The organism is Haloarcula sp. HT12 (assembly GCF_055271655.1).
On record NZ_JBUXKW010000002.1, the window covers coordinates 373,578 to 386,260 of the forward strand.

The 12,683-nt window shown below is 66.7% G+C and carries 14 protein-coding genes; 11 read left to right on the forward strand and 3 right to left on the reverse strand.

Translation table 11 applies throughout. From position 1 onward, the window contains the following. The first annotated feature begins 31 nt into the window (after positions 1–31). From ACY9XZ_RS07070 to ACY9XZ_RS07095, 6 genes are all read left to right on the forward strand, one after another. A complete protein-coding gene (locus ACY9XZ_RS07070; protein ID WP_463456347.1) occupies positions 32–1,240 on the forward strand; it encodes an anion permease in 1,209 nt (402 codons plus the stop codon). 126 nt (positions 1,241–1,366) lie between these two features. Then, positions 1,367–1,756: a ferredoxin Fer1 gene (gene fer1 / locus ACY9XZ_RS07075; protein WP_463456348.1), complete on the forward strand. Its 390-nt coding sequence runs from the start codon at positions 1,367–1,369 to the stop codon at positions 1,754–1,756. A gap of 100 nt (positions 1,757–1,856) precedes the next feature. Then, positions 1,857–2,882, forward strand: a complete 1,026-nt coding sequence (locus ACY9XZ_RS07080) for an A24 family peptidase (protein ID WP_463456349.1) — start codon at positions 1,857–1,859, stop codon at positions 2,880–2,882. A 151-nt stretch (positions 2,883–3,033) separates the two neighbouring features. Then, positions 3,034–4,434 carry a protein kinase family protein gene (locus ACY9XZ_RS07085; RefSeq protein WP_463456350.1) on the forward strand — a complete coding sequence of 467 codons (1,401 nt, stop codon included), beginning with the start codon at positions 3,034–3,036 and terminating at the stop codon, positions 4,432–4,434. 56 nt (positions 4,435–4,490) lie between these two features. Next, positions 4,491–4,853: a phosphoribosyl-AMP cyclohydrolase gene (gene hisI / locus ACY9XZ_RS07090; RefSeq protein WP_463456351.1), complete on the forward strand. Its 363-nt coding sequence runs from the start codon at positions 4,491–4,493 to the stop codon at positions 4,851–4,853. Next, positions 4,853–5,998 carry a DUF7118 family protein gene (locus ACY9XZ_RS07095; protein WP_463456352.1) on the forward strand — a complete coding sequence of 382 codons (1,146 nt, stop codon included), beginning with the start codon at positions 4,853–4,855 and terminating at the stop codon, positions 5,996–5,998. The genes hisI and ACY9XZ_RS07095 overlap by 1 nt, the downstream gene beginning before the upstream one ends. On the opposite strand, the gene glmM is transcribed toward ACY9XZ_RS07095, so the two are convergent. Further along, a complete protein-coding gene (glmM, locus tag ACY9XZ_RS07100; protein WP_463456353.1) occupies positions 5,983–7,362 on the reverse strand; it encodes a phosphoglucosamine mutase in 1,380 nt (459 codons plus the stop codon). The genes ACY9XZ_RS07095 and glmM overlap by 16 nt on opposite strands. Before the next feature lie 86 nt (positions 7,363–7,448). On the opposite strand from glmM, the gene pyrE reads away from it, so the two are divergent. Continuing rightward, positions 7,449–8,000: an orotate phosphoribosyltransferase gene (gene pyrE, locus ACY9XZ_RS07105; protein WP_463456354.1), complete on the forward strand. Its 552-nt coding sequence runs from the start codon at positions 7,449–7,451 to the stop codon at positions 7,998–8,000. An 84-nt stretch (positions 8,001–8,084) separates the two neighbouring features. After that, positions 8,085–8,333, forward strand: a complete 249-nt coding sequence (locus tag ACY9XZ_RS07110) for a glutathione S-transferase N-terminal domain-containing protein (RefSeq protein ID WP_463456355.1) — start codon at positions 8,085–8,087, stop codon at positions 8,331–8,333. A 56-nt stretch (positions 8,334–8,389) separates the two neighbouring features. Here ACY9XZ_RS07110 and ACY9XZ_RS07115 read toward each other — a convergent pair whose 3' ends face one another. After that, a complete protein-coding gene (locus ACY9XZ_RS07115) occupies positions 8,390–9,358 on the reverse strand; it encodes a transcriptional regulator (RefSeq protein WP_463456356.1) in 969 nt (322 codons plus the stop codon). Positions 9,359–9,490: 132 nt separating this feature from the next. Here ACY9XZ_RS07115 and ACY9XZ_RS07120 point away from each other — a divergent pair, with 132 nt between their 5' ends. From ACY9XZ_RS07120 to ACY9XZ_RS07130, 3 genes are all read left to right on the forward strand, one after another. Further along, positions 9,491–10,756 (forward strand): TiaS agmantine-binding domain-containing protein, encoded by a 1,266-nt coding sequence (locus tag ACY9XZ_RS07120; RefSeq protein ID WP_463456357.1) that lies wholly within the window; start codon positions 9,491–9,493, stop codon positions 10,754–10,756. 254 nt (positions 10,757–11,010) lie between these two features. Beyond that, a complete protein-coding gene (locus ACY9XZ_RS07125) occupies positions 11,011–11,217 on the forward strand; it encodes a hypothetical protein (RefSeq protein ID WP_463456358.1) in 207 nt (68 codons plus the stop codon). Positions 11,218–11,273: 56 nt separating this feature from the next. Then, a complete protein-coding gene (locus tag ACY9XZ_RS07130) occupies positions 11,274–11,477 on the forward strand; it encodes a hypothetical protein (protein ID WP_463456359.1) in 204 nt (67 codons plus the stop codon). Here the strand turns inward: ACY9XZ_RS07130 and ACY9XZ_RS07135 are convergent. After that, entirely contained in the window at positions 11,474–12,538 is a 1,065-nt protein-coding gene (locus tag ACY9XZ_RS07135) for a pyridoxal-phosphate dependent enzyme (protein ID WP_463456360.1), read from the reverse strand. The two genes, ACY9XZ_RS07130 and ACY9XZ_RS07135, sit on opposite strands and share 4 nt — an antisense overlap. Between the last annotated feature and the right edge of the window lie 145 nt (positions 12,539–12,683).

The following is a 12,683-nucleotide window of genomic DNA, read 5'->3' on the forward strand; positions in this document are numbered from 1 at the left end:
CGTTTTAACCCGGTGGGAAACTGGCACCTGTATGGTCGAAGTTCTCTTTGCCCTCGGTGTTCTGGTAGCTATCTTCGTCGGCTTCAACATCGGGGGATCTTCCACGGGTGTCGCGTTCGGGCCTGCGGTCGGGTCGAACACGCTCTCAAAGCTCTCGGCGGCGGCCCTGATGACGATATTCGCCATGGCCGGGGGACTCATCGTCGGCCCCGCTGTCGTCAAGAGCCTCGGCAGTGACCTCGTCGCGACGCAGTTCTCGCCGCTGATCAGCATCGTCGTGCTGTTTTTCATCGGCGTCGCGCTGTTCCTCTCGAACGTGGTCGGGGTTCCGGCGTCGACATCGATGACGGCCGTCGGCGCAATCGCCGGCCTCGGCCTCGCTCGCGGGACGCTGAACGCCGCCCTGATGCTCGAAATCGTCTCCTGGTGGCTCGTCTCACCGATCATCGCCTTCTGGGTCAGCGGCGTCATCGGGCGGTACTTCTACCCCCGGCTCGTCGAGTGGTTCGCCGTCTCCCAGAGCGAAGGCGCGCTACTGGATTTCGACCGTTCGGGCGCGATACCCCGCCCCTCTCTCGGCGAGAACACGACGCCGCGTGAGTTCGTCGGGACCGTCGTCGTCATCGGCATCGGGTGTTACATGGGCTTTTCGGCCGGTGCGTCGAACGTCGCCAACGCCGTCGCCCCCCTCGTCGGCAACGGCTCGCTGGAGCTGTACCCGGCTATCCTGCTCGGCGGCGGCGCTATCGGCCTCGGTGCGTTCACCATCGCTCGCCGGACGATGGACACCGTCGGCAACGATCTGACCGACCTCCCGCTGGTCGCCGCAATCGTCGTCGCGGCAGTCGCCTCCACCATCGTCACCTTCCTCTCCGCGCTTGGTATCCCGGCGAGTTTCGTCATCATCGCGACGATGAGCATCGTCGGGCTCGGGTGGGGCCGCGCGACGCGAACGACGAGCCTCTCCGACACTGTCCACGGTGAGGCGCCCGTCGCCTCCGTCGGCGCGCTGACTACCGATGCGGAAGCCGCAGACGCCCCGACCGTCGGCGGCAAGAAGGGGACGCCGAAGCCGGCCGAAACAGAGCCGATCGGCGAGGAATCGCGGGAAGATATCCCGTCGGCGTCGGACCTGTTCGAGCCCGGGACCACTGCCAGAGTGATCTTCCTCCAGAACATCGTCCCATCGATCGCGACGCTTGCAGCGTATCTGGTGTTCCGGTTCCTCCCGATCCTCTGAGCGGTGACCATTCCCGAACCGATGGCACCGATTCTCCGACGAATCCCCGCGTTGTCCCTCATTATTTTGCACGGCCTAAACCCGAAGGGCAAAGTCTAACAGGGCGGGGTCCGAACCGAACAGGTGATGCCCACGGTAGAGTACCTTAACTACGAAGTAGTGGACGATAACGGCTGGGACATGTACGACGACGACGTCTTCGCAGAGGCGTCCGACATGGACCTCGATGACGAGGACTACGGGTCCCTTGACGTGAACGAAGGCGAGTACATCCTCGAGGCCGCCGAGGCCCAGGGCTATGACTGGCCCTTCTCGTGTCGCGCTGGGGCCTGTGCGAACTGTGCCGCCATCGTCCTCGAAGGCGACATCGACATGGACATGCAGCAGATCCTCAGCGACGAGGAAGTCGAAGAGAAGAACGTTCGCCTGACCTGTATCGGCAGCCCGGACGCCGACGAGGTCAAGATCGTCTACAACGCCAAGCACCTCGACTACCTGCAGAACCGCGTCATCTAACGCGGCTTCTGCAGCGCACTACCTTTCTCTCCCGGTAGCAACCGCTTTTCACAGCCGTCGTATCGGAACCATTAGGGGCACCGCTGTGTTGCATGCAGCCGTGCTTGGGTCGATACCGGACCTGCTTCGGCTGGTCGCCGTCCCGGTGTTCGGGTGGGCGGCCTACCGCGACGTGAAAACCCGGCGGGTGCCAAACCGGACCTGGACCCCGCTGGCCGTGCTGGCGGTCGTGCTCCTCCTGTGGGACGCCTACACTGTCTGGACTGGCCCGACCGCGGTCGGCCAGCGGCTGTTCCTCATCAGGGTCGCGATCAGTCTGGGCTTCGTCATTCCGCTGTCGTACGGGTTCTGGCTCATGGGCGGGTTCGGCGGGGCCGACGCGAAGGCGTTCATGCTCGTCGCCGTCCTCTTTCCCGTCTACCCGGTGTATTATCTGCCCATGCCAAGCACCGCGCTCCCGCTCCAGCAGAGCGCTATCGGCGTGTTTTCGCTGACAATTCTCTCGAATACCGTGCTCGCCGGCGTCGTCTATCCGCTGGCGGTCGCCGCCGGGAACCTCGCCAAGGGTCGGTTTTCACTGGCGATGTTCATCGGGCGGCCCGTCGACGCCGCCGCCGTCACCGAGGAGTACGGTCGATTGCTCGAATCGCCCGACGGGTTCGACCGCGGCGGTCTCGACCTCGATGCCCTCCGGATGTACCTGCGCTGGCGCGACTGCTCGCTCGCCGACATCCGTGCCGATCCCGAGCGGTATCGGCAGCCGACCTCGCTGCCGGCGGTCCCGAACGACCCCGGCGACGGGTCGCTTGCGGCCGACGGTGGTGACCGCGTCATCGACGATGTCGACGGGCCGACAGGCCCCGGCGACGAAACCGGTGCGTCCGACCGCAGCGACCCCATCGACGACCCCTGGGGTGCCGAGCGGTTCCTGAACGACATCGACCACTCCGCCTACGGCACCTCGCCGGCCCAGCTCCGGGACGGGCTGGACGTGCTCGTCGAACAGGAGGAAGTGTGGATCTCGCCCGGGATTCCGTTCCTCGTCCCGATGTTCGCCGGCCTGCTCGTCTCGCTGACCTACGGCGACGTGCTGTTCTCGCTGTTGCAGGCCGTCGGGCTGGCGTGAGGCGCTCGGTTGGGGTGAACGTTTCTCTCAACCGAGGCTTTTTATATGAAAATAGACTGTAGTATTTCGTAGCCAACATGGACGGGGTTCCGGGGGCACGCAGTTGTTACAGCCGAGAGCCACGGGTGAACGCACGAGGTGTCGCTACCGAATGAGCGGCAACGAGACACGGCGCGAATCTAGAGGCGTCGGCTCGGCGGGCGGTCCGCGTCCGCCCTGTCAGCCGCCGCTCGAACTCATCAAGGCCGACGGCGAGTGGCTCGTCAGGGAGTACCGCCGCGATCCGGCCGACGCGGCGGTCTTTTCCACTTATGACCGTCGTATTGACGCGATGCGAGCGGCCCAGAACCGGATGGACGCGGATCGCCATCCGTGCCTGCTACGCTGGGACGCCCCGGATATCGTCGGGGACATCTACTGGAACGAACTGTTCGAGTGCCTCCGGGTGCAACGCAGCGGGATGCTCGACGCATGGGTGGTCGTTCCCGAGGGCGACGCTGTCGTGTTTCACGTGGGCGATGACCTCGAATCCGTCTGCAACGACGCGAAAGCGATTCAGCGCGCGTTCGATTTCAAGCGGCTCGAACTCCGCGACACTGACGGTCGGACGGAGCAGTCGGTCGACCACCGCTTCATCCGTCACGGCATCGCGGAGTCCGGCGTTCGGTTCAAGCGAAACCGGCTCTCCGCACCCGTCAATGACCCGGACCCGGACGACGGTGACGCCGATGTGACGGACCCGTCCGAGATCGGCCCTATGACTACGGCGAGTACGCTCATGGCCGCGATTCCCGACCTCACAGAACTCGAAACCGTCGACACTTCCGGCTACGTCCACCGGTATCGCGGGACGTGGACGGACGGCGAGGTGGCACACATCGCGTTACTCGACCCGGACCGCGGCGAGGAGGGCAGCGCGGTCAAGCGGTTCATGTCCGCTGTCGAGAACTGGCAGGCCGTCGCCGACCGACCGACGGTATCGACAATATACGAGGTCGGCGTCAGCCCGAGCGCCTGGATCGCCTACCGTGCTGGCGAGGGGGCTGCCGACGACTACTGCGCGTCGCTCTCGCTAGATGCCCGTCGGCAGGTGCTCGATGACGTCGCCGCGGCGGTAACCGCTGCGGCGCGCAACGACGTGTACGCGACGGCCGTCTCGCCCGACTCGATACGGATTCTCTCGCGTGACGAGCCCGTTCGAGCGGCGCTCGCCGGGTGGGGCATCGAACGCGCGGTGTCGAGCGCATTCGACGACGACAGGGTCACGCCCTACACCGCGCCGGAACAGTTGGCCGGGGCCGTCGAACGGACGACGCCGGTGTACCAACTCGGTGCCGTCGCATACCGACTGCTCTGTGACCGCGAGCCGTTCCGCGGGGCGAGCGACCTCCGCCGTGCAATCCGCGACGGCTCGCTCCGGACACCCAGTTCCGGGACCAGCCTTCCCGGGAGCGTCGACACGGTCATCCGGCGCGCGATGGCTCCCGAGCCGGGACAGCGCTACGATAGCACAACGACGCTCTCGACGCGGCTTTCGGAGGCCCTGTCTTGAGGGAGCCCGGTCGTCTGAGCAGAAGACCTATTTTTCGGACACGCCTCCGCCCGAGTATGACCGATGTCGACCTCGCGTTCGACGAGCAGGAGTACATCCCCGCTGTCGCCCAGGACGCCGACACCGGCGAGGTGCTCATGCTCGCCTACGTCACGGAAGAAGCCCTCCGGAAGACCCGCGAGACGGGGGAGGCCCACTACTACTCCCGCAGCCGGGACGAACTCTGGCACAAAGGGGGAACGAGCGGCCACACGCAGGCTGTCGAGGAGGTCCGGGTCGACTGCGACGGGGACGCCCTGCTGTACGTCGTTGAGCAGACCGGCGGGGCCTGCCACACCGGCTACGAGTCCTGCTTCCACCGGACCGTCGACGGCGAGACGGTCGGCGAGCGAGTGTTCGACCCCGACGACGTGTACTGATGGCGCGATCCGATACCGAACGCAACGACGGCACCCCCGATGCCGTGGAGCGCCTCAAACAGGCCGCCGACGCCTACGACCGAGCGCAGGCACGCGTCGAGGAGATCGGGGCGGACGCGCTGCGTGATTGCCGTGACATCTACAGCGAATTGCGGAAGCTACTCGAAAGCTACGACGGGCGAGCGACCGGCGGCGGCGACTTCGAGGCGTTCATGGAGTTCCAGGGTCGAGTCGGGACGCTGACCGACGACCTCCCCGAGGACCTGCCCGAGCGCGATACCTTCGAAGAAATCGACGACTTCCTCCAGCAGCGCCGGCTCACGGAAAGTGACTTCGAGCAGGCCCGCGAGATGCTGTCGCCCGTCGGCGACCTCGTCGGGCGACTCGACGAACTCGACGACGCGCGCGAGCAGTACAAGAAAGCCCGGACCGAGGCGAACCGTCGACGCGGTGAACTGAGCGACCGCATCGACGAACTGGAACGGCTCCAGCGGCTCGGCGACGCCGACCTCGACGCGCCGGTCGAGCGCCTCCGTGACCCCATCGAACGCTACAACGACGCCGTCACCGAGGCGTTCCGGGCGTTCCGAAGCGAGACGCCGGCCAGGGACGCGCTGGCGGTCATCGAGCGGGCGGACGCGTACCCGCTGGTCGAGTTCCGGTCACCGCCCGCGGAACTGCTGACGTACGTCCGCGAGCACGACGCCGGGACCGAACCCATTCCGAAGCTGCTTGAGTACGCCGACTACTCGGCCTCGAAACTGGACCACTACGTCGACGACGCGGCGGCGCTGCGGAGCGCCGTCGCCACCCGGCGGACGTATCTCCGTCGGCTCGACGCCGAGCCGGTGCGGATCGACTGGCCGCCGCCGTCGGCCGACGCCCTGCCGTGGTACTGCCGGGAGTACCGCTCGGTCGTCGCCCGCTTCGCCGACGAGTCCGTGGTCGCGGCGCTGCGGGAGGTGCGTGGGCTCGCGGAGCGTGACGATTACGAGCGGCTCCGGGAGAGCGCCGTCGCTCGCTCGGAACTCACGGAAAGCGAGCGCGAGCGACTGGCGAGCGGCGCTGTCGAAACCGAGCTATCGGCCGCCCGCGAGGCCCGTGCAGCTATCGACGATGCCGTAGAAACTCACTCCTCGCTGTAGCTGTCTATCCGCCGGGTCGCCCGGCTGACCATCGTCTCGGCGAGTTCCTCGGCCCGGTCGAGCGTGCGCGCCTCGGCGTAGACCCGGACGACTGGCTCCGTCCCGGACGGTCGGGCCAGCACCCAGCCGTCGCCGTAGTCGAGGCGGTAGCCGTCCGTCGTGTCGAGGTCGGCCGTTGCGTCGTTCGCGTGTGCTTCGATGCCTTCGAGCATCGCCTCGCGCTCGGCTTCGGTCTCGTATTCGAGGTTCCGCCGGACGTTGTAGTAGTCGTCGTAGTCCGCTGCAACCTCGCTCGCCGGCCGCTCGGCGACGAGTTCGAGGAACTTCGCGGCGGTGAACGCGCCGTCCCGGGCGATGCGGTAGTCGGGGAAGAGGATGCCGCCGTTGCCTTCGCCGGCAATCGCGACGTGCATGCCTTCGTCCTGCAGCTTGCGGATGCGGCTGACGATGTACGTCGAGCCGATGGGGGTAAGCGAGAGAGTCGCGCCGGCGTCCTCGACGACGTCGACGAGTCGCTGGGAGGCGTTGACCGCCGAGACGACGCCGTCGCCGGCCTCGATTTTCGCCGCCGCGAGCGCGGCCAGCGCGGCGTCGCCCTCGATGTGTGTCCCGGTCTCGTCGACGAACATCCCGCGGTCGGCGTCGCCGTCGTGGGCAAACCCGAGGTCGGCGTCGGTCGCCCGGACGAACGCCCGCAGGTCTTCGAGGTTCTCGGCGACGGGTTCGGGGTCGCGGCCGGGGAAGTGGCCGTCGGGCTGGGTGTTGACCGTGTGGACTTCACAGCCGAGCTCGCGGAACAGGTCGGGGCTCGTCAGCGAGCCAGCGCCGTGGCCGGGGTCGACGACGACAGTGAGGTCGGCGTCGTCGATGCGGTCGCGGTCGACGGCGGCAAACACCTGCTCGCGGTAGCGGCGGCGAGCGCTCTCGATGGCGGTGTCGGATCCGACGGTCTCCCAGTCCGCGTACGTTGGCGTATCGTCCCGGAGGGACTGCTCGACGCGGTCGAGCGTGTCCCGCGTCAGTTCGACGCCGTCTGCGCCGATGAGTTTCACGCCGTTGTACGCGGCCGGGTTGTGGCTCGCCGTGATCATCACGCCCGGGACAGCCTCGCGCTCGCAGTAGGCCTGCAGGCCCGGCGTCGGGACGACGCCGAGGCGGTCGACGTCGAACCCGACGGCCGTCAGCCCGCTGGTCGCGGCGTTGGTGAACGTCCGCCCGGTCGTCCGCGTGTCCCGGGCGATCGCTACGCGGTCGTGGTGCTCACGCCAGACGTCCCCGGCGGCCTGTGCAACCCGAAGGACGTACCGCGGTGTCAGCTCATCGCCCGCGACACCTCGGACGCCGCTCGACCCGAACACTTGCATTCGAGCGACTGTCTGAGTGCGAGGGGCTTAGGAATGTCGCTGTCTGAATCCAACAGTCATTAGCCCCGTGACTGTCCAGTGAGCGTATGGCAAACGACGAACTCATCGCGGCGCTGCGGGACGCCGACGCCGTCAAGTTCGGGGAGTTCGAGCTCTCCCACGGCGGCACGTCGAACTACTACGTCGACAAGTACGTCTTCGAGACCAACCCCGCCTGTCTGGATCGCATCGCTGAAGCCTTCGCCGAGCGCATCGCCGAGTGGGACACGGACGCCACGCTGGCCGGCGTCGCCCTCGGCGCGGTCCCGTTGGTCGCGGTCACCAGCGTCGAAACCGGTATCCCCTACGTCATCGCCCGCAAGCAGGCCAAGGAGTATGGCACGGGCAACCGCATCGAGGGCGAACTGACCGAGGGCCAGGAGGTCATCATCCTCGAAGACATCGCGACGACCGGCCAGAGTGCGGTCGACGCCGCCGAGGCGCTCCGGGAGGCCGGCGCTGTCGTCAACCGCGTGCTCGTCGTCGTCGACCGCGAGGAGGGGGCCGGTGAGAACCTCGCCGACCACGACCTGGAACTATCCTCGCTCGTGACCGCGTCGGACCTGCTCGCCGATGCGCCCGACGACATCGACGTGTAAGTCCGGACGGTGACGCTTCGCCCCTGCGTGACCCGAGCACACCTCCGATGTGTTCTTGACGGTGGCGGCCCAAACAGGGATGCAATGGCTAATCTGGAACTCTACGAACTCGAAGGCTGTCCGTACTGCGCGAAGGTAATCAAGAAACTCGACGAGCTCGGCCTCGACTACGAGTCGCACATGGTCCCGCGCTCTCACGACGATCGGACCGAAGTGAAGGAGGTATCGGGCCAGACCGGCGTCCCCGTCCTCGTGGACAAGGACAACGGCGTTGACGGGATGCCCGAGTCAGACGATATCGTCGAATACCTCGAAGAGACGTACGGCCAGTAGACCCGTCGCTTGCGACGGTTCGTTTTCAACGGACAGCAAAAACGGCCAGCGACCGCTCAGGCCACTTCTTCGCGGTCCTCGCCGCGCTCCATAATCAGGTCTCGCAGGTCAGTGGCGTCCTGGATGTCGTCCATCTCGTCTTTCTCGATGAGCGCGGTCCCGTCGACGGACTCGCGCCGGAGTTCGTCGACGACGTACACCGACCGCGTGCGGGTGACCTCGCCGACCGAGGACATGATACGGGCTCGCTTCTCAGCCGTCTCGGTGAATGCCGAGTGGCCGGCGAGCACCTGCTCGTGTCGGTCCTCGCTCTCGTTGACGCTCTTGAAGGGAGCGCGGTCCGTCGGGTGGACTTCGAAGCCGATGCGGGTGAACACCGTCACGATGGGCTCGTCCTCCGGTGCGACGTCGGGGTCGTCCGGCGTCGGCTCGTCGTCCCGGACCTCCTCGGCCCCGTCGAGGACGCTGACCGGCGAGGTCAGCGGCGCGTCGAACAGGTCCTCCAGCTCGGCGGCCACCTCGACGGAGGCGTCCATCCCGTCCTCGTATTTGGAGACCGTCCGGCGGGAGACGCCCAGTTCCTTCGCCAGGCGGCCCAGCGACCAGTCCCGATCCTCGCGCACGTCGGCGAGGATCTCGGAGTCGATGTTGACGTAGAGCCCGCCCGGAGCAGCGTAGATGAGCGGCGGGACCTCCTCGACGAACAGGTCCATCGCCGTGTCCGGCGACAGCACGGGGACGCCGTGGCGGAAGTAGACGACGCCGGGTTTCAGCTCCTCGTCGCGTGTGCGGAGCCCGATCACAATCGGCGTGGCGTTCAGGTAGGTGCCCAGTCGCCGCATCTCGCCGCCGGTCTGTGCGTCGAAGGCGTCGATGTTGCCCAGTATCTTCAGGAGCAACACGTCCTCACCGCGGCGAGCAGCGATGTCGAAACTCTTCGGGCGAATCGCACAGCGGTCGCTGACGAGGAAGCCAGCGTCTTCGAGCATCGCCATGACGTTTTCCACCAGCGCCGACCGTGACATAGTACTCTGTACCTCTACTGAGTCTAGGCCGTTCACCCATTATATGCATTGCGCCGCTCGTTGAACTCTCAGGCCGGATTCGCTCCCGGGCGTGACGAAAAGGGTTTGACCGCTTCGAGACTACAGACGTCCGTGACTGTCATCGGCCTCGACGATACGGACTCGCGCGAGCGGGGGATGTGTACGACCTACGCCGCCGCCAGCCTCGCCGAGTCGATCCGGGACGCCGGAGGGACCGTCGAGCGGCTGCTGCTCGTCCGGCTGAACCCCGCCGTCGAGCACAAGACCCGCGGGAACGCGGCGCTGGCGGTACACACGGACCTCGATGCCGATACGGCCCGTGGCCTGGTCGAAGACACTCTCGATATGGCCGAGACCGACGATCCCCGGACTAATCCCGGTGCCGTCGTCGCGGATTGTGACCCGGCAGACGTCCCGCCGCAGGTCGCAACGTTCGCCCGCGAGACGATCCAGTCGATACAGGACCCGATGACCGCGACGACGCTTGCCGACGTGGTCGGGTTCGCCCGCTGCCAGCGGGGCAACGGCCGCGGGCTGGTCGGGGCGCTCGCGGCGGTCGGGGCCTGGGCCGCGCTGTCGGACTGGACCTACGAACATATCGCCTACCGGGCACAGGACCGGTGGGGCACGGAGCGGTCGGTCGACGGCGAGAGCGTCCACGCTGCAGCCGAGGACTACTATCCCGACGTGTGGGACACGGTCGACCGCGAATCGGGCTATCCGGTCTGCGTGCCGCGGACGCCGTGTCCGATTCTCTACGGCATCCGCGGCGACGACCCCGCCGCCTGCCGTGCCGTCGCCGACGCCATCGACAGTGAACCAATTGCCCGCCGGGCGACGTTCGTCACGAACCAGGGGACCGACGTGCATCTCCGGGACGCAACGCTCGATGCGATCAGGGACGATAGCGCCTACCGCGTCACCGGCGATGTGGTCGAGGCCCCTGAAACCCGAGCGGGTGGGCACGTGTTTTTTGCGCTCAAAGACGACGGGACGACCCTCGACTGCGCGGCCTTCGAGCCCACGAAGGGCTTTCGCGACCGGGTCCGCTCGCTCAGGGTGGGCGACCGGATTACCGCCTGTGGCGAGGTGAGCGACGGCACGCTCAAACTGGAGAAGTTCGCGGTCCGGGAACTCGTCCGGACGGAATCCGTCACCCCGGACTGCCCGGACTGTAGCCGGTCGATGAAATCCGCCGGGCGGAACCAGGGCTATCGGTGTCGGGACTGCGGGACCAGCGCCGACAGCAAGATCACACAGTCCATCGAGCGGGGGCTGGAACACGGGTGGTACGAGGTGCCGCCGGTCGCTCGCCGCCACATCGCGAAGCCGCTGGTCCGCGGCGGGTTCGACGCACCCACTCACCCCGCCCGCTGATACGGCTTGGCGTAGCGATCACCGGCATATCTCGACCTCGGGATCGGTGCCGGACACAATCCACACAACTCCGTTTGGGGTGTGATCCCGTCGTGTAAACTTCCCGCCTGAAGATCCATCGTGGCCCCGTCTCGGTCTACTACCCGGTTCGAACTGGCTACCGGGTAGTAAGCACCACGAATATTCCGGTAATATGGGGATATACCTCGATTTAGACTACGGATAACAATATTGGTATACCGTTATCTGCGCCCATGAGCAGCGAGAGGTCAGATACCCAGCGACGAAATACGACGGACGGCGAGGCCACGGAGAAGCTACTGACTGTCGAACACGAGCCAGCTGCGGGTGGCGGCCAGCGCTCTATCCTGTATCCGCCCCGCCTCGCGAGTACCGAGCTGGAAGCGAAGTGGCTGGCCGTGCCGTCGGACCAACTCGTTTCGCTTGAGGACGTTCAGTAGCCCTTACGCCCGATAACCGACTGGTAACAATAATAACACCTGTCGTGAGTCGGGACATGGACTCCGATACCCGGTCGACGAGCGAGGTGACGGCGGCGACGGACGCCGACGAGGGGGTACTGCCTGCCGTGGTGCGCTCCCGTCCCGATGGCAGCGAACGACTCATCTGTTACGCCCCGGATGTCGACACGACAGACGTAGAGGACCAGTGGCTCTCCGTCGACGCCGACTTCCCGGTCTCGACCCTGCTGATGCGTTAGTCGTTTCGCCCAGTCAACGCAACAACCACGTCGTCACCGTCCTGGAGTTCTCCCCGCTCTCTGAACTCGGTCAGCGCCGCGGTCGCCGTCGCACAGGTAGGCTCGACGTGGAACCCCGCCCTGCTGAGACGGTCGCGTTCCCGCTCCGTTGCCGCAGCCGAGACGGCGACGGCGGCCCCGTCGGTTTCGTCGATTGCCTGCCGGACTTGGTTGCCGCGTGGCGGGTCGCGGATGTGAATACCGTCGGCGAGTTCGTTGGCAGCACCGATATCCGACGCACTGCCCGCTCCGTCGGCGATAGGACTGTACCCGACCGCCTGGGAACCCAGTATGCGCGGCACCGCCTCCGTCCATCCAGCCTGCTCCAGTGTCCGAAAGCCACGATAGAGCCCGAGAAACAGCGTCCCGTGACCGAGTGGCGTGACGACGGCGTCCGGGACGGTCCAGTTCCGCTGTGCGGCGATCTCGTAGGCGGCCGTCGCCGTCCCGGCGAAGAAGGCGGGGTTCCAGGCGTGGCTGGCGTACCAGCCCGCACCCTTTTCGACGGCGTCGATGCAGGCCGCGGTTACGGACTCTCTACTCCCCTCGATTGGGACCACCTCGGCCCCGGTTCGCTCGATGCGGCGACGTTTCGCTTCCGTCGCGCTCGCGGGAACGTATATCTCCGCGTCCAGGCCCGCCCGGGCCGCGTAGGACGCCACTGCCAGCCCGGCGTTGCCCGAGGAGTCTTCGAGCACGCGGTCGGCCCCGACTTCGAGCGCCTCGGCGATGACCGTCGCCGCGCCGCGGTCCTTGAAGCTCCCCGTCGGGTGGAGAGACTCCAGTTTGAACGTGGCGTCCCACTCGGGTGCATCGATCAGCGGCGTCCAGCCCTCGCCAAGGCTGACTCGCTCGTCCATCGGGAGGAACTCGGCGAAGTCCCAGACGCCGCTGGTCCGCGAGAACTGCGCTGGCCGGCTGTCGGGTAGCGGCTGGGTAGCGTAGTCGAGCGGCTTCCCGCAGGAACACCGCCAGGCCCCCTCGCGGGGGTACTCCCGGTTACAGACGCTACAGATGCGCATGGGTCTACTCGGATGCGGACGGTCCAAAAGCTGGCGGCGGCGTTCCAGAGAGCGACAGTCGGTGCCTGTGGCCAGATTGGCGAAGCCTCAGTGGCCGGGCGGCCGCTCCGTCGGCCGCCCCGGGGAAAGGCAGGTCAGCAAGCGA

What these genes read in the sequence shown, in the direction of transcription:
- ACY9XZ_RS07085 (WP_463456350.1), top strand. Translation starts at nt 3,034, where the DNA reads ATGAGCGGCAACGAGACACGGCGCGAATCTAGAGGCGTCGGCTCGGCG.
- ACY9XZ_RS07095 (WP_463456352.1), top strand. Translation starts at nt 4,853, where the DNA reads ATGGCGCGATCCGATACCGAACGCAACGACGGCACCCCCGATGCCGTG.
- ACY9XZ_RS07110 (WP_463456355.1), top strand. Translation starts at nt 8,085, where the DNA reads ATGGCTAATCTGGAACTCTACGAACTCGAAGGCTGTCCGTACTGCGCG.
- ACY9XZ_RS07135 (WP_463456360.1), bottom strand. Translation starts at nt 12,538, where the DNA reads ATGCGCATCTGTAGCGTCTGTAACCGGGAGTACCCCCGCGAGGGGGCC.
- glmM (WP_463456353.1), bottom strand. Translation starts at nt 7,362, where the DNA reads ATGCAAGTGTTCGGGTCGAGCGGCGTCCGAGGTGTCGCGGGCGATGAG.
- ACY9XZ_RS07115 (WP_463456356.1), bottom strand. Translation starts at nt 9,358, where the DNA reads ATGTCACGGTCGGCGCTGGTGGAAAACGTCATGGCGATGCTCGAAGAC.
- ACY9XZ_RS07070 (WP_463456347.1), top strand. Translation starts at nt 32, where the DNA reads ATGGTCGAAGTTCTCTTTGCCCTCGGTGTTCTGGTAGCTATCTTCGTC.
- ACY9XZ_RS07130 (WP_463456359.1), top strand. Translation starts at nt 11,274, where the DNA reads ATGGACTCCGATACCCGGTCGACGAGCGAGGTGACGGCGGCGACGGAC.
- hisI (WP_463456351.1), top strand. Translation starts at nt 4,491, where the DNA reads ATGACCGATGTCGACCTCGCGTTCGACGAGCAGGAGTACATCCCCGCT.
- ACY9XZ_RS07125 (WP_463456358.1), top strand. Translation starts at nt 11,011, where the DNA reads ATGAGCAGCGAGAGGTCAGATACCCAGCGACGAAATACGACGGACGGC.
- fer1 (WP_463456348.1), top strand. Translation starts at nt 1,367, where the DNA reads ATGCCCACGGTAGAGTACCTTAACTACGAAGTAGTGGACGATAACGGC.
- pyrE (WP_463456354.1), top strand. Translation starts at nt 7,449, where the DNA reads ATGGCAAACGACGAACTCATCGCGGCGCTGCGGGACGCCGACGCCGTC.